General features: G+C 69.7%; 17 protein-coding genes. 3 read left to right on the forward strand and 14 right to left on the reverse strand.

Annotation, left to right across the window (positions count from 1 at the left end):
• Nucleotides 1–256: 256 nt before the first annotated feature.
• The 8 genes from ndk to H7I41_RS25390 all read right to left on the reverse strand — a co-directional run bounded on the left by ndk (nt 257) and on the right by H7I41_RS25390 (nt 9,853).
• Nucleotides 257–667 carry a nucleoside-diphosphate kinase gene (ndk, locus tag H7I41_RS25355; protein ID WP_264015395.1) on the reverse strand — a complete coding sequence of 137 codons (411 nt, stop codon included), beginning with the start codon at nt 665–667 and terminating at the stop codon, nt 257–259.
• Between the two features lie 18 nt (nt 668–685).
• The gene (locus tag H7I41_RS25360; RefSeq protein WP_264015396.1) at nt 686–1,120 is read right to left on the reverse strand and encodes a DUF4233 domain-containing protein; all 435 of its coding nucleotides are present in this window, start codon (nt 1,118–1,120) and stop codon (nt 686–688) included.
• The gene (gene folC, locus H7I41_RS25365) at nt 1,117–2,526 is read right to left on the reverse strand and encodes a bifunctional tetrahydrofolate synthase/dihydrofolate synthase (protein ID WP_264015397.1); all 1,410 of its coding nucleotides are present in this window, start codon (nt 2,524–2,526) and stop codon (nt 1,117–1,119) included. The genes H7I41_RS25360 and folC overlap by 4 nt, the downstream gene beginning before the upstream one ends.
• On the reverse strand, nt 2,523–5,174 hold the full coding sequence (locus H7I41_RS25370; protein WP_264015398.1) for a valine--tRNA ligase: 2,652 nt from the start codon (nt 5,172–5,174) through the stop codon (nt 2,523–2,525). Before H7I41_RS25370 ends, folC begins: the two co-directional genes overlap by 4 nt.
• Before the next feature lie 47 nt (nt 5,175–5,221).
• A complete protein-coding gene (locus H7I41_RS25375) occupies nt 5,222–5,782 on the reverse strand; it encodes a hypothetical protein (protein ID WP_264015399.1) in 561 nt (186 codons plus the stop codon).
• Nucleotides 5,783–5,883: 101 nt separating this feature from the next.
• A complete protein-coding gene (locus H7I41_RS25380) occupies nt 5,884–6,504 on the reverse strand; it encodes a DUF937 domain-containing protein (protein ID WP_264015400.1) in 621 nt (206 codons plus the stop codon).
• Between the two features lie 84 nt (nt 6,505–6,588).
• Nucleotides 6,589–7,845: a saccharopine dehydrogenase family protein gene (locus tag H7I41_RS25385; protein ID WP_264015401.1), complete on the reverse strand. Its 1,257-nt coding sequence runs from the start codon at nt 7,843–7,845 to the stop codon at nt 6,589–6,591.
• A 10-nt stretch (nt 7,846–7,855) separates the two neighbouring features.
• Nucleotides 7,856–9,853: a S9 family peptidase gene (locus H7I41_RS25390; RefSeq protein ID WP_264015402.1), complete on the reverse strand. Its 1,998-nt coding sequence runs from the start codon at nt 9,851–9,853 to the stop codon at nt 7,856–7,858.
• Between the two features lie 32 nt (nt 9,854–9,885).
• Here H7I41_RS25390 and H7I41_RS25395 point away from each other — a divergent pair, with 32 nt between their 5' ends.
• Complete coding sequence (locus H7I41_RS25395; protein WP_264015403.1) at nt 9,886–11,046, forward strand: FAD-dependent oxidoreductase; 1,161 nt, start codon at nt 9,886–9,888, stop codon at nt 11,044–11,046.
• Entirely contained in the window at nt 11,043–11,672 is a 630-nt protein-coding gene (locus H7I41_RS25400; protein ID WP_264015404.1) for a VOC family protein, read from the forward strand. Before H7I41_RS25395 ends, H7I41_RS25400 begins: the two co-directional genes overlap by 4 nt.
• On the opposite strand, the gene H7I41_RS25405 is transcribed toward H7I41_RS25400, so the two are convergent.
• From H7I41_RS25405 to H7I41_RS25415, 3 genes are all read right to left on the reverse strand, one after another.
• A complete protein-coding gene (locus H7I41_RS25405) occupies nt 11,638–12,156 on the reverse strand; it encodes a transglycosylase family protein (protein WP_372503804.1) in 519 nt (172 codons plus the stop codon). The two genes, H7I41_RS25400 and H7I41_RS25405, sit on opposite strands and share 35 nt — an antisense overlap.
• A 169-nt stretch (nt 12,157–12,325) precedes the next feature.
• Nucleotides 12,326–12,652 carry a transglycosylase family protein gene (locus H7I41_RS25410; RefSeq protein ID WP_302471835.1) on the reverse strand — a complete coding sequence of 109 codons (327 nt, stop codon included), beginning with the start codon at nt 12,650–12,652 and terminating at the stop codon, nt 12,326–12,328.
• Between the two features lie 269 nt (nt 12,653–12,921).
• On the reverse strand, nt 12,922–13,050 hold the full coding sequence (locus H7I41_RS25415; protein ID WP_264015405.1) for a hypothetical protein: 129 nt from the start codon (nt 13,048–13,050) through the stop codon (nt 12,922–12,924).
• Nucleotides 13,051–13,557: 507 nt separating this feature from the next.
• Between H7I41_RS25415 and H7I41_RS25420 the strand changes: the two genes are divergently transcribed.
• Nucleotides 13,558–13,719 carry a hypothetical protein gene (locus H7I41_RS25420; protein WP_264015406.1) on the forward strand — a complete coding sequence of 54 codons (162 nt, stop codon included), beginning with the start codon at nt 13,558–13,560 and terminating at the stop codon, nt 13,717–13,719.
• Here the strand turns inward: H7I41_RS25420 and mobA are convergent.
• Genes mobA through H7I41_RS25435 form a run of 3 tightly spaced genes read right to left on the reverse strand, consistent with a single transcriptional unit; the run spans nt 13,706 to nt 17,380 of the window.
• A complete protein-coding gene (mobA, locus tag H7I41_RS25425) occupies nt 13,706–14,311 on the reverse strand; it encodes a molybdenum cofactor guanylyltransferase (protein WP_264015407.1) in 606 nt (201 codons plus the stop codon). The genes H7I41_RS25420 and mobA overlap by 14 nt on opposite strands.
• Before the next feature lie 10 nt (nt 14,312–14,321).
• Complete coding sequence (locus H7I41_RS25430; protein ID WP_264015408.1) at nt 14,322–15,398, reverse strand: 2-oxoacid:ferredoxin oxidoreductase subunit beta; 1,077 nt, start codon at nt 15,396–15,398, stop codon at nt 14,322–14,324.
• Entirely contained in the window at nt 15,395–17,380 is a 1,986-nt protein-coding gene (locus tag H7I41_RS25435) for a 2-oxoacid:acceptor oxidoreductase subunit alpha (protein ID WP_264015409.1), read from the reverse strand. The genes H7I41_RS25430 and H7I41_RS25435 overlap by 4 nt, the downstream gene beginning before the upstream one ends.
• Nucleotides 17,381–17,455 lie beyond the last annotated feature (75 nt).

Raw genomic sequence — 17,455 nt, forward strand, 5'->3', positions numbered from 1 at the left:
GCGCTCTTGTGCCCGGCGGTCACTTCTCCGGACTTGTTGTGGTCTCGCTCCGGGCGGCCCCAGGTCAGGACCTACTCGGTGCCTGGCTGAATGACGGCTGGACGGTCTGCGCCACACCGTTCGGGACGGTGGTCGCGCTCGTCGAAGTCTTCATTCGGGTGGGCCGGCCTCGGATGAAGGCCGCTCACCCGAGACCAGTATCCCACACCATCGGCGCCCGACCGACCAAGCGCCGCAAACTCGCGGTTCGGCCGGTCTAGCCGCCCGGGAACCAGAGCTCGATCTCGCGCACCGCGGAGTCGGGCGAATCCGAGCCGTGGACCAGGTTGTCCTGGGTGACGAGGGCCAGGTCGCCGCGGACCGTGCCGGGCACGGCCTTCTCGACGGGGTCGGTTCCGCCGGCGATCTGGCGGAAGGCGGCAACGGCGCGCGGTCCCTCGACGACGGCGGCGAGCACCGGTCCGGAGGTGATGAACTCGAGCAGCGACGGGAAGAACGGCTTCCCCTCGTGTTCGGCGTAGTGCTTGCGCGCGAGTTCCTCGCTCACGGTCTTCAGCTCGAGGGCCGCGATGGTCAGCCCCTTGCGCTCGATCCTGCTCAGGATCTCTCCGACCAGGCGACGCTTCACACCGTCGGGCTTGATGAGTACCAGGGTCCGCTCAGTCACGGAATGAGAGCGTACCGGTCACTCCTGAACGCCATCGTCCGAGTCGCGTCCCTGCGGCCCGACGGCGGGCGGCTGCTGGCCCGGCAACAATCCGTGGTCCTGGCGCCGTTTCACCTCGGCCCGCAGGTACAGGATCAGCAGCCACACCCCGGCGAAGAGCACCCCGATGAATCCGATCGCGCCGTGCAGCACCGCACCGGCGATCACCGGCAGCTGCAGACCGAGGTTCGCCCAGATCGCCCACGACCGTCCCTGCAGCCCCGCCAGCAGCACCATCAGCACCGCGAGGCCGACGAGGTAGCCGATGCTCGGCGGCGTCAGGCCCGGTTCGCCGACCGCGACCACCGGCAGCGCCAGCAGCACCACGATCGCCTCGAGGATCAGCGTGCCTGCCATCACGCCGCGGAAACTGCGCCACGGGTCGGGACCCTGCGGCACGGGCTGTTCGCTCATTGCGGGTCCCGTCCGAAGAGCGTGCGGGCCGCGCCGGCGGTCACGACCGAACCGGTGATCACCATGCCCGCGCCGGACAGTCCCTCGCCCTCCTGACCGGCCTCCTCGACGAGCGCGGTGGCCGCCTCGATCGCGTCGGGCAGCGTGGCGGCGGTGAGCACCCGGTCGGGGCCGAACCGCTCCTGGGCCAGCAGCTCCAGCGCGTCGACCTCGAGGGCGCGCGGAGAACCGTTGTGCGTCACCACGATCTGGTCGAACGCCGGCTCCAGTGCCGCGAGGATGCCGTCGACGTCCTTGTCCGCCATCACCGACACGACGCCGACCAGGAACCGGAAGTCGAACTCGTCGCCCAGGGCCGACGCCAGCGCCGCCGCTCCGGCCGGGTTGTGCGCGGCGTCGATGAACACCGTCGGCGCGTTGCGCATGCGCTCCAGCCGGCCGGGGCTGGACACCGCGGCGAATCCGGCCCGCACCGCCTCGACATCGAGCTGGCGTGACGCGCCCGCCCCGAAGAACGCCTCCACCGCGGCCAGCGCGAGCACCGCGTTGTGTGCCTGATGTTCGCCGTGCAGCGGGAGGAAGATGTCGGAGTACCGGCCGCCCAGCCCCTGCAGTTCCAGCAGCTGCCCGCCGACGGCCACCTGGCGGCTCAGCACCGCGAACTCGGAATCCTCCCGGGCGACCGCGGCGTCGGCGCGCACCGTCTGCTCCAGCAGCACCTCCATGGCCTCGGGCGCCTGGCGGGCGATCACCGCGACGGTGTCGGTGGGCACCAGGTCGTCCTGGTCCTGCCGAACGATGATGCCCGCCTTCTCGGCGGCGATCTCAGCGATGGTTCCGCCGAGGTAGTCGGCATGGTCGAGGCCGATCGGGGTGATGACGGCGACGGGCGCGGTGACGACGTTGGTGGCGTCCCAACGCCCACCCATGCCGACCTCCACCACGGCCACCTCGATCGGCGCGTCGGCGAACGCCGCGAACGCCATCGCGGTGAGCACCTCGAACTTGCTCATCTTGGGGCCGCCGGCGGCCTCGGACTGCTGGTCGACGAGCTCGACGAACGGTTCGATCTCGCGGTACGTCTCGACGTACTGCGCCGGTGTGATCGGTGCGCCGTCGATCGAGATGCGCTCCACCGCCGACTGCAGGTGCGGGCTGGTGGTGCGTCCGGTCCGGCGGTGCAGGGCCGTGAGCAGGGCGTCGACCATGCGGGCCACCGAGGTCTTGCCGTTGGTGCCTGCGATGTGGATCGACGGGTACCCGCGCTGCGGCGAACCGAGCAGTTCGAGCAGCGCGCTGATGCGCGTCGTGCTCGGCTCGAGCTTGGTCTCCGGCCAGCGCTGGTCGAGCAGGTGCTCGACCTGCAGCAGGGCGGCGATCTCGTCGGGGGTCGGCTCGGCCGTCATCGCAGGGCAGCCAGACGGCCCGAGATCCGCTCGACCTCTTCGCGGGCCAGCTGCTGACGGGACCGGATCTTCTCGATCACGGCTTCGGGCGCCTTCGACAGGAAGGCGTCGTTACCGAGCTTGCCCGTGGTCTGCGTCAGCTCCTTCTCGGCGGCCGCCAGGTCTTTCTGCAACCGCTTGCGCTCGGCTTCCACGTCGACGGTGCCGGAGGTGTCGAGTTCGACGACGACCGTGCCGCCGGAGAGCCGCACCTCGACGGCGGCCGAGGCGGTGAACCCCGCTTCGGCGTCGGTGAGCCAGGCCAGCGACCGCACCGCGGGCACCTGCGCGTCGAGACCGGCCGTGGAGACGCCGGACAGCCGGGCGGGAACCCGCTGGCGGTCGCCGAGCCCCTGATCGCTGCGGAACCGGCGCACCTCGGTGATGAGCCTCTGCATGTCGGCGACGCGTTGCGCAGCAACCGCATCGGGGGCGAATGCGGAGGGCTTCGGCCAGTCCGCGATCACCAGCGACTCCCCGTCGGTGAGCGCCTTCCACAGCACCTCGGTGACGAACGGCATCACGGGGTGCAGGAGTTTGAGCAGGGTGTCGAGCACCGCGGCGAGCACCGCCGTGGTGTGTGAAACGCCCTCGCCGAGTTGCACTTTCGCGAGTTCCACGTACCAGTCGCAGAATTCGTCCCAGGCGAAGTGGTACAGCGACTCACACGCTTTGCTGAACTCGTAGCTGTCCAGCGTTGAATCCACCTCTGCCCGAACCTCTTCGAGTCGGCCGAGGATCCAGCGGTCGGCGTCGGTGAGCGCGGCGGCATCGGGCAGCGGGGCCGGGGCGGCACCGTTCATCAGCGCGAACCGGGTGGCGTTGAACAGCTTGGTGGCGAAGTTGCGCGACGCCCGGGCATGGTCCTCACCGATGGACAGGTCGCCGCCGGGGCTGGCGCCGCGGGCCAGGGTGAATCGCAGCGCGTCGGCGCCGAAGATCTCCACCCACTCCAGCGGGTCGATGCCGTTACCGCGGGACTTGCTCATCTTGCGGCCGTGCTCGTCGCGGATCAGGCCGTGCAGGAACACGTTCTCGAAAGGCACCTGCGCACGCCGCTGCCCGTCGAGGGTGATCGCCGGATCGTCGGCGACGAAGGTGCCGAACATCATCATCCGGGCCACCCAGAAGAACAGGATGTCGTAGCCGGTGACCAGCACGGTGGTCGGATAGAACGTCTCGAGTTCGGCGGTGCGCTCCGGCCACCCCAGTGTGGAGAACGGCCACAGCGCCGAGGAGAACCAGGTGTCGAGGACGTCGGGGTCCTGTTCCCAGCCCTGCGGCGGGGTCTCGTCGGGGCCCACGCACACCGTCTGGCCGTCGGGGCCGTGCCAGATGGGGATCCGGTGGCCCCACCACAGCTGCCGGGAGATGGTCCAGTCGTGCATGTTGTCGACCCAGGCGAACCACCGGGGCTCCAGGCTGGGCGGGTGGATCACGGTGTCGCCGTTGCGTACGGCGTCACCTGCGGCCTTGGCCAGCGATTCCACCTTCACCCACCACTGCAGGCTCAACCGCGGCTCGATCGGTTCGCCACTGCGCTCGGAGTGTCCGACGCTGTGCAGGTACGGCCGCTTCTCGGCGATGACGCGGCCCTGCGCGGCGAGCACCTCGCGCACCCGCACCCGCGCTTCGAATCGATCCATGCCGTCGAATTCGGTTCCGGTGTCGGCGATCCGGCCCGTGGTGTCCATGATCGTCGGCATCGGCAGCTGGTGGCGCAGCCCGATCTCGAAGTCGTTCGGATCGTGCGCGGGGGTGATCTTCACGGCGCCGGTGCCGAATTCGGGGTCGACGTGCTCGTCGGCGACGACGATCAGCTCGCGGTCGACGAACGGGTGCGGCAGGGTCCGGCCCACCAGATGGCGGTACCTGTCGTCGTCGGGGTGCACGGCGATCGCGGTGTCGCCGAGCATCGTCTCCATCCGGGTGGTGGCCACCACGATGTGGGGTTCGTCGTCGTTCATGGAGCCGTAGCGGAACGACACCAGCTCGCCCTCGACGTCCTCGTACTTCACCTCGAGGTCGCTGATCGCGGTCTGCAGCACCGGTGACCAGTTCACCAGCCGCTCGGCCTGGTAGATCAGTCCGGCGTCGTAGAGCCGTTTGAAGATGGTGCGCACCGCCCGTGACAGGCCGTCGTCCATGGTGAAACGGTCCCGACTCCAGTCCACTCCGTCGCCGAGGCGGCGCATCTGGCCGCCGATCGTGCCGCCCGATTCGCGCTTCCAGTCCCAGACCTTGTCGATGAACAGTTCCCGGCCGAAGTCCTCCTTGGTCTTGCCGTCGACGGCCAGTTGCTTCTCGACCACGGTCTGGGTGGCGATACCGGCGTGGTCCATGCCGGGCAGCCACAGCACCTCGTAGCCCTGCATCCGCTTGCGCCGGGTCAGCGCGTCCATGAGCGTGTGGTCCAGGGCGTGGCCCATGTGCAGGCTGCCCGTCACGTTCGGCGGCGGCAGCACGATGGAGTACGGCGGCTTGCCACTGGACGGGTCGGCCCGGAAGTAGCCGGCTTCCACCCATCCCCGGTACAGCTCGTCCTCTACCGCGGCCGGGTCCCACTGTTTGGGCAGGGCGTCGGCTCGAGCGTCAGGGGTGGCGGTCACCGGTCAATTCTAGGGATCGACGTGCACGGAGGCCCCACGGGTCCTGGTCAGTCCCAGGCGCGGCTGAACTTGTACCACGGGCCTGTGAACGGCGTCTCAATGCTGTTCAACTCACCCTGGTGCTCGGACTCGGACGGCCCGTCCGGCAGATACGCCAGTCCGTTGGTGCCGAGGAACCCACCCGGGATGGTGAAGTACACGTCACGGCCGTACGTGCTGATCTGACTGATCCGGTACGTCCCGATTCGGCCGGCGAACCGCGCGGGATCCGCGCCGCCCTCGATCGAGGTGACGGCGTGCTCGAAGCCGGGTCGCGCCTGGGCGAAGCGCAGACGCGCAGGCGCGTCCACGCCGATGAGGACCGCGGTGGCGCCGAAGATCAACGGCACGACGAGGGTTCGGGCGAAGAAGCGCCTGGCGGTGATCGCACTGGCGACGGTCCGGAAGAGCCAGCAGGCGACCACGACGGAAGTGGCGCCGAGGGCCAGCAGCGCGGTGCCGAACGCCGTCCCCAGTGAACTGTTCGCCCAGCAGAAGGCGGCGGCGCACAGCAGTGCGGCGCCGGCGAGCAGCCACCCGGGCGGCCGACGCAGGAAGCGGCTGATCAACGACTGCTGTGCGGCCCGCGGTGCATACGGCGGCGCGCCGTACGGGTTCGGCCCGTACTCACCCGGCGCCGGTGTCCAGTTCGGGGGCGGCGGTGGTGCGCCTATTTCTTGCCGCCCAGCATGCCGCCGAGGATCTCGCCGATCACGTTGCCCTGGTTGCCGCCGCCCTGGTTGCCGCCGAGCACGCTGCCCAGGATGCTGCCCAGCGGGTTGTTTCCGCCGCCGCCACCGGAGCCGCCGAGGATGCTGCCCAGCACGTCGCCGAGCCCTCCGCCCGAGGACTGCTGCTGCGGCGCCTCCGCGGGGGCGGACTGCTTCTGGGAGAGCTGCTTGCCGATGTAGGCGAGCACGATCGGGGCGAGGATGGGTAGGAGTTGCTTGATCAGATCGCTGCCGCCGGCGCCCTTGCCCCCGAGCGCCGAGGCGACCGCGCCGCTGTCGTTGCCGCCGAAGATGTTCGCGACGATCTTGTCGCCGTCCTTCTTGTCGACCTGGTCCACGCTGACACCGCCGTCGAGCAGCCCGCTCGCGGCCTGCTGGTGGACCGCGGACTCGAGCTCACTGGAGTCGATGCTGTCCGCCTGCACGTTCTCCTGGACGCCACCCACGAGTGCGGGCACCAGCGTGCGGACGGCGTTTTCCACCTCACCCTGATCCGCGCCGAGTTGCCTGGCAATGTCCTGAACCGGGATCTGTGCGAAGAGTTCGTCGAGGCCTGCCATGTTTCCCACCTTCGTCGCTGAAGCGCCAATGGTGGTCACCCTAGTTGACCTGATCTTGTCCAACGGCTGTTCGGCCGGGCCGGCTCAGCCCAGCCGCGACGTCTCCAGCGAGACCTCGGCCACCGGGAACCTGGCCAGCAGGGCGTCGCCCATCGCCGCCGCCGGGGTGAGCACTCCCCGCAGGTCGGACAGCTTGTCACGGTCGAACGCCAGCGCCAGCCCGCACTCGCCGAGCAGCACCGACGTCGCCTTGTAGCCGGGATCGCCCTGCTGGGACATCCGGCTCACGTAGCGGGCGCCGCTGGTGGTCGTGGTGTAGGTCTCCACCGTGTAGTGGCCCTGCTCCCGGGCTTTCTCGCTCGGCCCGGTGCCCGCCTTGGGCAGCACGCGCTCGACGGCCTTGCGGGGCAGCTTGTCGAAGAAGCGCGTGCCCAGCGCGAACACCGCGCCGTTGACTCCCGCGCCGAGCGCCGCGGCGGCGGGAGCGGCGACCGACCGGCCCACGCTCATCACCTCGCCGTACTCGAACCGGCGGCCGTAGGGGTATTCCAGCAAGGCGTTGCTGCGCCGCACGATCCGGGTGTTGGCCGCCGCCATCACGAACGCCGTGGTCCAGTACCCGGCCAGTTCGGGGGCGATCTCGGCGCCGCGCCGCCACCGCAGGTCGGGTTGGGCGCCGAGTTCCGGTTCGGCGGCGCGGTCCGGAGTCAGGGTGTACGGGTCGATCATCTGCCGCCGGGCATCGGGGTCCGAGGCCGCCGTGCGCATCACCTCGGTCATCGATGCGAGCGTCCCCCCGGACACTCCGCCGGCGAACGAGCGGACCACCAGCGTGGTGTCGCCGAGGTCGCCCGCGCCGTCCTCGACGGCCTTGCGATACAACGCGTACACCGTGAGATCGGATGGCACGGAATCGAATCCGCAGGAATGCACGATGCGCGCACCGGTGTCGGCGGCCTGCTTGTGGTAGTGGTCGATGCTGTCGCGGATGAACATCGTCTCACCGGTCAGGTCGGCGTAGTCGGTGCCCGCCGCGGCACAGGCCGCGACCAGGGGCAGGCCGTAACGGGTGTACGGGCCGACGGTCGTGATCACCACGCGGGTCTGCGCGGCCATCGCGTCGAGGGTCGACGGCTGCGAGGCGTCCGCGCTGATCAGCGGCCAGTCCGCGGCGTTCGGGCCGAGCGAGTCGCGGACCGCGAGCAGCTTGTCCTGCGATCTCCCGGCCAGCGCGATGCGCGCGTCTCCGCCGGCGCGGGCCAGATACTCGGCGGTGAGCCGGCCGGCGAAGCCGGTGGCCCCGTACAGGACGATGTCGAATTGACGCTGTTCCTGGCTCATGTGCCCGACGCTACCCGAGCAGTTCCGGCCGCTCGACGTGCCGGCCGAGCACGTGCTGGTCCAGGAATGCCAGCACCACCTGGTACCAGAGTTTGGCGTGCGCGGGGTTGAGCACCCAGTGATTCTCCGTGGGGAAGTACAGGAACCGGTGCGCGGTGTCGCCGTGCTCGTCGGCAGGTAGTGCGGATTCGGTGAGCAGTTCGTACCACAGCCGCAACGCCTCCCCAATCGGCACGCGGTAGTCCTTGTCGCCGTGGATGACCAGCATCGGCGTCCCGATGCCGGCGACGTGGTGGTGCGGGGAGTTGGCGGCGGCCATCTCGGGGGTCATCTCCCGCGCCCACCAGTAGGCGCCGTCGGTGGTGGGGCCGAACTGGTCGAGCGCCCACAGGCTGGCGTGCGTCACCACGGCGGCGAACCGGTCGGTGTGGCCGGCGATCCAGTTCGCCATGTAGCCGCCGAATGACCCGCCCATGACTGCGGTCCTGGTGCCGTCGACGCGCGGGTGGGCGCATGCCGCGTCGGTGGCCGCCATCAGGTCGGTGTAGGGCGCGGATCCCCATGCTCCCCAGCCACGTTGGACGAAGTCCTGTCCGTAGCCGGTGGACAGCGCGGGATCCGGCAGCAGCACCGCATAGCCCTGCGCGGTGAGCAACCACGGATTCCACCGCCAGTGCCAGGTGTTCCAACTGCCGAGCGGGCCGCCGTGCACCCACAGCACCAGCGGCGCAGGCGCCGCGTCGGGCGCCGTGTCCGGCAGCGTCAACCAGGACCGGACGGTTGCGCCGTCGGCGGCGGTGGCCGTCACCTCGGTGAGCGTGCCGGGCAACGGGGGCGTGTCGACGGCGGCGAGGACGGTGACCGTGCCGTCGGCGGATATGCGCACCGGATGCGGCGGCGCGGCATAGGAACTGCGCAGCGCGTACATCACTCCGCCGGGCGCGGTGCGCACATCGGTGTAGGTGTGGTCGTCGCCGGTGATGCGGTCCACGGCGCCGGTCGCCGGATCGACGCGGAACACCGGCCCGCGGCCGGCGTCGTCGGCCGTGACGATCAGCGCTGCGGAGTCCGCGGTCCAGGTCACCGAGGACGGCCACCGGTCCCAGTCGGCGGTCAGCTCGATGAAATGTGTGTCGTCGAATCTGAGCAGGCACAACGTGATTCGTGGCGCCTGCGTCGGCGTGGAGTACGTCTCGCGGGTGAACGCCACCGCGGAGCCGTCCGGCGCGATGGCGGGCAGGTCCAGGTCCGCACCGGCGTCCTCGGCGAGCCGCGTGCGCTCCCCCGTCGCGACGTCGACGCGCACCAGCATTCGGCGCACCGATGCGCCGGGTCCGCGCACATCCCACGTGGTCACGACGAACCTGCCGTCGGCGCTCACGTCGAAGGTGCAGTCATTGAGCGCCGCACCGGGTTCGGGTGTGAGATCGCGCGGGCCGGCGGTATCGAGAAGGTGGGGGTGATCCGGCCCCAGGTCGTGGTCCCAGTGACGCACCGGGTACCCGCTGTGCAGCACGGCCGTCACCTTGCTGTCCTTGCGAAGCGCCCGCAGCCTCGCGTCGTCGCCGATGTCGGTGGCCGCGGTCAGCAGCGGCACGGTGACGATGGTCGTGTCGGCTCCCCGGGCGGTGCGCACCCCGGCCACACCGCCTGCCGGCGCGAGCACTTCGACCGCCTCTCCGCCGGCTGCGGGCAAGCGCCACAGACGCGCGGGCGGGCTGTCGTCGCCGGGTGCGGGGCGCGCCGCCACGAACAGTAGATCGCCCTCGGCGGTGAACGCCGGTGCCGACTCTCCTTTGGCCCCGCGGGTGAGCCGTCTCGCCGGCTGCTCGCCGGCCGGATCCAGTTCCCAGATCGCAGAGACGAATTCGGTGCGGTTCTTGTCGAGTTCGGCGATGGTGGTCACCACCCGGCGCCCGTCCGGGGACACCGCGAGGCCGGACACCCGCGGCAGCGCGAGGTACTCGTCGAGGTCGGCGAAGGGCGTCGTGTCGGCGGCGGCAGTCATGTCCCGTTGGTAGCACACGCTACGTTCGACCGATGGCGCAGCGGATACTGATCGTCGGCGCCGGCATCGCCGGCCTGGCCACCGCGGTGGCCCTGCAGCAGCGCGGACACGACGTTGCGATCGCCGAGGCGAAGACCGACACCGCCACCGGGGCCGGCATCAGCATCTGGCCCAACGCGCTGGCGGCGCTCGACGAGATCGGCCTCGGCGACGCGGTGCGCGAAGCGGGCGGGCGTGTCACCGCGGGCGCGATGCGCTGGAAGGACGGGTCGTGGCTGCGCCGCCCCGCCGCCGAGCGCATGGTGCGTGCGCTTGGCGAGCCCCTTGTCGTGATCCGGCGCAATGCGCTCACCGAGATCCTGGCCGGGGCGCTGCGCCCGGGCACCGTCGAGACCGGACTGTCGGCCGACGAACTGGTCCTCACCGCCGCCGGCGTGCGGGTCGTCCTGTCGGATGCGACGGCGCGCGACGTGGACGCCGTCGTCGGCGCCGACGGCGTCGGGTCGGTGGTGGCGCGCCACCTGAACGGGCAGCTGAACCACCGCTACACCGGCTACACGGCGTGGCGGGCGATCGCCGGCTACCCTCTCGATCCCGATCTCGCGGGCGAGACGATGGGTGCGGGGCGTGAGGTCGGCCACGTGCCGCTGGGCCCCGACCACACCTATTGGTTCGCCACCGAGCGGGCAGCCGAGGGCGGCACGGCGCCGGGAGGTGAACTCAACCACCTCAGGCAACGGTTCGCCTCGTGGGCGGAGCCGATCCCCGCGCTGTTGGCCGCGACGGTCGAGGGTGACGTGCTCCGCAACGACCTTTACGACCGCGACTTCGCGCGTCAGTGGTCACGGGGCCCTGTGGTGCTGGTCGGTGACGCCGCCCATCCGATGCGGCCGCACCTGGGCCAGGGCGGCTGCCAGGGCCTCGAGGATGCGGTGGTCCTCTCCGGGATGGTGCACCGGTGCGCCGACCTGCCGACGGCGTTCGCGGAGTACGCGCGGTTCCGGCGGCCGCGGACGCGGGCACTGGTGCGCGAGGCCGCGATGATCGGCCGGGTGATCAACCTGCGTCCCGCGCTGCTCAGCGCCGCGGCCAGCCGGGCCTCGGTGCTCATGCCGGAAGCGGTGCTGGCCCGTCACCTGGCATCGGTCGCAGCCCGCTCGGCGTTCGCGATGCCCGGCGATCCGCCGCGGTGAGCGTCGTCCTCGGCCCGATCGCGGTCGACGCAGCAGACCCGGCGGCGCTGCGCGAGTTCTGGGCGGGCGTGCTCGGCGTCCGGCAGCAACAGCGGTGGCTGCACTTCCAACCGCAGCAGCAAGGCCCGAAAGCGGTGAAGAACCGCGTGCACCTCGATGTCCGCGTCGACGATCCGGACCGTCTGATCGCACTCGGCGCCCGGCTGATCGCCGCTCATCTGCCCGGCTGGGTCACGCTCGCCGACATCGAGGGCAACGAGTTCTGCGCCTTCCCGGAGCCGGCGCTGCCCCCCGACGCGCCTGCGGAGGCGTTCGCGGTGTGTACCGACAGCGACCGCCCCGAGGCACTGGCGGCGTGGTGGGCGCCGCTGGTTGGTGCTCGTGTCGATGACGGGCCGGACGGCACGCCGCGCTGGCTGCGGGGCTGTGCGGGCTGGGAGGGTCTGATCTGGAAGTTCGTCCGGGTGGATGACGAGCGGGTCGGGCCGAACCGCTGGCGGCCGACGGTCGTGCGGGGCGCCGGCCACCTGGTCGCCGCCGGCGCGGTCGAGGACGGGCCGGATCAGCTGTTCGACCCGCAGGGCAACGAGGTCAGCGTGGCACGCTCAGCGACGTCAGCGGGCTGAGCACCGACGAACACAGCCGGCGCAGGTCGAACAGGCCGAACACGCTCCCGGTGCGGATCGCGTCGCAGCCGCCCGCGGCGGGCGCGGGGGCAGGACCGCCGACAGTCCAGATCGCCGGCGCACCGCCACGGGGACCGCACTTGGGCCAGGCGCCGATGCCCTGCTTGGCGAGCACCCGTTCGGCCACCCGGATCTGCTCGGACCGCGGGGCGGTCGCCGGGTTACCCATGCCGCCATGTGCTGCCCAGGTCGACGGCTTGAACTGGAGGCCGCCGTAGTGCCCGTTGCCGGTGTTGGTCGACCAGTTGCCGCCCGACTCGCATTCGGCGATCGCATCCCAGTTCAGCGAGTCGGCATTCGCCGTCGCCGGGGACAGCAGCATGGGCGCCATGGCGATCGCCGCCGCTATGGCGGTGAGCCAGCCGACCCGGACCAGCACTTTTCGCAGTGCGCCGATGATGCCGTTCGTGCAGATGACGGTCATAGCGGTCCTTCCCCGACCTCGTGACTTATCCGGTGAGTCGTGTGACCGGCGTCACGCGTTACAGGAGGGGCCGAAGTTCTCAGCGGGGCGGAACGCAGTAGAGGTGCTGGAGAGAAGAAAGTGGCGGTGCCGGGGTATGCCCGGCACCGCCACCATCAGCTGCGATGAATCAGCCCTGCCCACCGCACACCGGCCATGCGCCGATGCCCTGGCTGTTGAGCACGTTCTCGGCCACGCGGATCTGCTCCTCGCGCGAGGCATGGTGCGGCATGCCGGAGCCGCCGTTGCCCTTCCAGGTGCCCAGGGCGAACTGCAGGCCGCCGTAGTAGCCGTTTCCGGTGTTGGTCGACCAGTTGTTGCCGGACTCGCAGGAGGCAACGGCGTCCCAGTTGACGCCGCTGTCCGCATTCGCGGTACCGGTCGCCAGTGCCATCGGGGCCACGGCGAGCGCCCCGGCGATGGTGGCCAGCCCAAACGTCTTGCGGATGTTCTTCAAGTTCGATCCTTTCGCCAAGCGCGCGCCGGCGACGGCCCCGGAAGGGTCGCGTCGCCTCACAGGAGGCTGGGAAGCCGGGGCGTGCCGTCTCGGTCAGGCACGCCAGGGGCGGCGATCTCGCCCCGCCGGGTGGATCCCGGCGGCCGCGGGGTGTCCCCACCCGTACGCGGACCCGCTCACACGCAGGTTCTCGGTGTTGAAATTATTTGCTCCAATTCCGAAGCCGGGTCGAACCGTACAAAACCGATTCGAGAGAAGTCATATCGTCCTCACACCGATCCCGGTTTGATCACGGACAGATCACGACGCCGACCCAGCGCATGCTTGTGCAGGTCAGCGGCGGTATCGACGCGGACCGCAATATCGTTACGCTCGCGAATGATCGTGAGGCAGTTCACGCACAAAATGTGACCTGGGTTACCCGCTTCGGGAGCAATCGGCGGCCGAATCGGGTTTGTGCGGCAACATCAACGGGTATCGGATCGGCCTTCTGCCGCCAAAACCGGGCACTTCGTGGCGAGCCGGTTCGCTGACGGCTGTTGTGTGTGCAAAAGCGGATGCTGTAGGAGTCGTGCTGTCGCACAACGTGATCGGCCATGAGCCGTCGGTGCTCCAAGCGCGACGACACCGGCCGGAGCCGGAGGGCACGCCGGCCGAAGGCGGCCGGGTGCCCCCGGCACGCAACGGGTTTCGGCATCTCTCGAAATCTCGCGAGGGGATGCCTCACTCGGTCCCGTCCGCTGGGTCCGGCACCGTCACCGGGCGGATCCAGGACCGACCCCTCGTCACGACATCGCCCGGACAGACGCGTCGTCCTGCACGCGCCTCGGGAAACGTCTTCCCGGCAACGACATCAACCGCAGGTCAAGCGAAATTCCGTACGGCGCAGGCACATCGGATCCCCCGTGCCGCCGCAGGGCGGTAATTCGACCGCCGAAACATTGAAATTGCCGCCACTGAATAACGGCACCGAATCCGGCGCATTCGACGATGACGGCGAAATAGGAGCGTCCGGGCTGTTGAATTCAGCTATTCACGGCAATTTGCTGGAGTTCACTGGTGGCTGAGTCGGCCGAGATCGGAGGAGGTGTTGACGTTGGTCAGCGCCCGTTGTTCCGGCATGACGATGCGCTGGGTGTCGACGCGGTCCACCAGAGCTCGCATGCTACGTTCCCCGGCCGCCACGAGTGTCGAGATGCGCTCGTGCAGTGCGGTCCGGTACACGCCTGCCAGGTAGTGGTCACGGCCGTCCCAGGGCAGCACGACGTCGGGGCGCAGCCGTGCCGCCGGGCCGGCGAGGGCGTCGATGAGATCGACCGAGAGGTATGGCATGTCCACCGCGCAGACGAAGGCCCACTCCAGCCCCGCCTCGGCGGCGGCACGCAGGCCGCGGCCGGTGGCCAGGAGGGGTCCGACGCCGCGTTCCTCGTCGCGCAGCACCGACGGCTCGGGTGCGATGTCGAATACGGGCAGCCGCTGGCCGGGAGCCGCCATGACCAGCACCGGCGCACAACGACCGCTGACAGCGGCCACCACGGTCTCGACCAAAGTGGCGGGTCCCGCCGGGCCGTCGATGACCAGAGTGGCCTTGTCGCGTCCCATCCGCCGGGACGCTCCGCCGGCCAGTACGACTGCGGCGAGCGGCACGGCGGGCGTCACCTCTGCGACGTTAGTCGACGGTCCAGGTGTCCCTGCCGCGAAGCAGCGATTGCAGTGCGGCCGTGTCGTGCGGGCGCGCCTCGCGGGCCGCACGGACCTGCCCGCGGGCGGCATCGTCGTACGTGGGCCTGCTGACCTGGCGGAAAATGCCCATCACCATGTGCTCGAGGTTCTGCTCACTCAACCGCGACAGGGCGAAGGCGTACGCAGGATCGTCGATCTGGGCGTTGTGCACCACGATCTCGTCGGCGGACACGTCGGCGGTCTTGGCGACCTCCAGGCCGTATCCGGACTTGACCACGCAGTACTCCCCGTCTGCGCCGAAGACGATCGGCTCGCCGTGGGTGAGGTTGATCAGGCGCTCTTCGGCGCCCTCCTTGCGCAGCGCGTCGAACGAGCCGTCGTTGAAGATCGGGCAGTCCTGCATGATCTCCACCAGGGCTGCACCCCGGTGCGCAGCGGCGCCGCGGAGCACCTCGGAGAGGCCCTTGCGGTCCGAGTCGAGCGCCCGGCCGACGAAGGTGGCCTCGGCGCCCAGTGCGAGTGACACCGGGTTGAACGGGTAGTCCAGCGAGCCCATCGGCGTCGACTTGGTGATCTTGCCGACCTCGGAGGTCGGCGAGTACTGGCCCTTGGTCAGACCGTAGATCCGGTTGTTGAACAGCAGGATCGTCAGGTTGATGTTGCGGCGCAGCGCGTGGATCAGGTGGTTGCCACCGATCGACAGCGCATCGCCGTCACCGGTCACCACCCACACCGACAGGTCCTCGCGGGCCAGTGCCAGGCCGGTGGCGATGGTCGGCGCCCGGCCGTGGATCGAGTGGAACCCGTAGGTCTCCAGGTAGTACGGGAACCGGCTCGAGCAGCCGATGCCGCTGACGAAGGCGATGTTCTCCCGCCGCAGCCCGAGTTCGGGCAGGAAGTTCCGGATCGTGTTGAGGATGACGTAGTCACCGCAACCGGGGCACCAGCGGACCTCCTGGTCGCTGGTGAAGTCCTTGCCCTTCTGCGGCTGGTCCGTCGTCGGCACATGAGCCGTCTTGGACAGCGGGGTCAGGTTCAGATCGGATCCGACTAGGTCGGTCATGCTTTCACTCCCACACCGGTCGCATCGGTTTCCACGTCGTCCTGCCCGGGGCCCTCGATGGTGGCCGCGGCCAGTCGTGCGAACTTGGCCTTGTCGATTTCCTTCTCCGCGAGTGTGCCCTCCAGGGCGGCGTCGATGATGCCCTCGACCTCGTCGGCCAGGAACGCCATGCCCTCCACCTTGGTCACCGACTGCACGTCGATGAGGAACTTGGCGCGCAGCAGCATCGCGAGCTGGCCCAGGTTCATCTCCGGCAGCACCACCTTCGGGTAGCGACGCAGCACGTCACCGAGGTTGGCGGGGAACGGGTTCATGTGCCGGATGTGCGCCTGGGCGACACTGATGCCGTTGCGCCGCGCCCGCCGGCACGCCTCGCCGATGGGGCCGTACGAGCTGCCCCAGCCCAGCATCAGCAGTTCGGCGTCCCCGCTGGGATCGTCGACCTCGAGGTCGGGCACCGCGATGCCGTCGACCTTGGCTTGGCGCAACCGCACCATCAGGTCGTGGTTCTTCGGCTCGTAGGAGATGTTGCCCGAACCGTTGGCGGCTTCCAACCCGCCGATGCGGTGCTCCAGACCGGGTGTGCCGGGGACCGCGAACTGGCGGGCCAGCGTCTCGGGATCACGGGCGTACGGCTGGAACGGCTCGCCTGTCTTGGCGAAGGTGTGCTCGATCGACGGATAGGTGGTGATGTCCGGGATCCGCCACGGCTCCGAGCCGTTGGCGATCGCGCCGTCGGAGAGGATGACCACCGGGGTGTGGTAGCCGATCGCGATCCGGACGGCCTCGACGGCGACGTCGAAGCAGTCCGACGGAGAGCGCGGTGCCAGCACGGCGACCGGTGACTCACCGTTGCGGCCATAGAGCACCTGGAGCAGATCGGCCTGTTCGGTCTTGGTCGGCAGACCGGTCGACGGACCGCCGCGCTGCACGTCGATGACGATCAGCGGCAGTTCTGTCATCACGGCCAGACCCATCGCCTCCGACTTGAGCGAGATGCCCGGGCCGGAGGTGCTGGTCACACCGAGTGCGCCGCCGTAGGAGGCGCCGATGGCCGCGCCGATGCCTGCGATCTCGTCCTCGGCCTGGAACGTCAGCACGTTGAAGTTCTTGTGCTTGGACAGTTCGTGCAGGATGTCCGAGGCCGGGGTGATCGGGTAGGTGCCGAGCACCACCTGCAGGTTGCTGAGCTGTCCGGCCGCCACGATGCCGTAGGCGAGCGCGGTGTTGCCGGAGATCTGCCGGTAGTCGCCGGACTTGAGCTTGGCGGGCGAGACCTCGTAGGTGGTGGCGAAGGCCTCGGTGGTCTCACCGAAGTTCCAGCCGGCCTTCAGCGCGAGCACGTTGGCCTCGGCGACGTCGGGCTTGCGGCCGAACTTCTCCCGGATGAAGGCCTCGCTCTGATGCAGTTCGCGGCCGTACATCCAGGACAGCAGGCCGAGGGCGAACATGTTCTTCGCGCGCTGGCCGTCCTTCTTGGTCGCGCCGATCGCCTCCACCGCGCCGAGTGTCAGGGTGGTCATCGGAACGGCCTGCACGACGTAGTCGGACAGCTCGTCGTTCTCCAGCGGATTGGCCTCGTAGCCGACCTTGGCCAGGTTGCGCTTGGTGAATTCGTCGGAGTTCGCGATCACCAGACCACCGCGCGGGAGGTCGCCCACGTTGGCCTTGAGCGCCGCGGGATTCATCGCGACCAGGACGTCCGGGCGGTCACCCGCGGTGAGGATGTCGTAGTCGGCGATCTGGATCTGGAACGACGAGACGCCGGGCAGCGTGCCCTGAGGTGCACGGATCTCGGCGGGGTAGTTCGGCTGCGTCGCGAGGTCGTTGCCGAACAACGCCGCCTCGGAGGTGAACCGGTCACCGGTCAACTGCATGCCGTCGCCGGAGTCACCGGCGAATCGGATGACGACTTTCTCCAGCTTCTGCCGTGGCTGTGCTGGACTGGCTGCCGGACCAGCTGCGTTGCCGTTCGAGCCCATCCCCCTGCCTTTCCCGGGTCGTGGTGCTGTGATCGAGTCGCGGTCAATGACTACCCGCCGCCGGGCGGAACCCAC

It is taken from the genome of [Mycobacterium] manitobense (assembly GCF_025821665.1).
Classification (GTDB): Bacteria; Actinomycetota; Actinomycetes; order Mycobacteriales; family Mycobacteriaceae; genus Mycobacterium; species Mycobacterium arseniciresistens.

What these genes read in the sequence shown, in the direction of transcription:
- H7I41_RS25360 (WP_264015396.1), bottom strand. Translation starts at nt 1,120, where the DNA reads ATGAGCGAACAGCCCGTGCCGCAGGGTCCCGACCCGTGGCGCAGTTTC.
- folC (WP_264015397.1), bottom strand. Translation starts at nt 2,526, where the DNA reads ATGACGGCCGAGCCGACCCCCGACGAGATCGCCGCCCTGCTGCAGGTC.
- H7I41_RS25380 (WP_264015400.1), bottom strand. Translation starts at nt 6,504, where the DNA reads ATGGCAGGCCTCGACGAACTCTTCGCACAGATCCCGGTTCAGGACATT.
- H7I41_RS25385 (WP_264015401.1), bottom strand. Translation starts at nt 7,845, where the DNA reads ATGAGCCAGGAACAGCGTCAATTCGACATCGTCCTGTACGGGGCCACC.
- H7I41_RS25390 (WP_264015402.1), bottom strand. Translation starts at nt 9,853, where the DNA reads ATGACTGCCGCCGCCGACACGACGCCCTTCGCCGACCTCGACGAGTAC.
- H7I41_RS25395 (WP_264015403.1), top strand. Translation starts at nt 9,886, where the DNA reads ATGGCGCAGCGGATACTGATCGTCGGCGCCGGCATCGCCGGCCTGGCC.
- H7I41_RS25405 (WP_372503804.1), bottom strand. Translation starts at nt 12,156, where the DNA reads ATGACCGTCATCTGCACGAACGGCATCATCGGCGCACTGCGAAAAGTG.
- H7I41_RS25430 (WP_264015408.1), bottom strand. Translation starts at nt 15,398, where the DNA reads ATGACCGACCTAGTCGGATCCGATCTGAACCTGACCCCGCTGTCCAAG.
- H7I41_RS25435 (WP_264015409.1), bottom strand. Translation starts at nt 17,380, where the DNA reads ATGGGCTCGAACGGCAACGCAGCTGGTCCGGCAGCCAGTCCAGCACAG.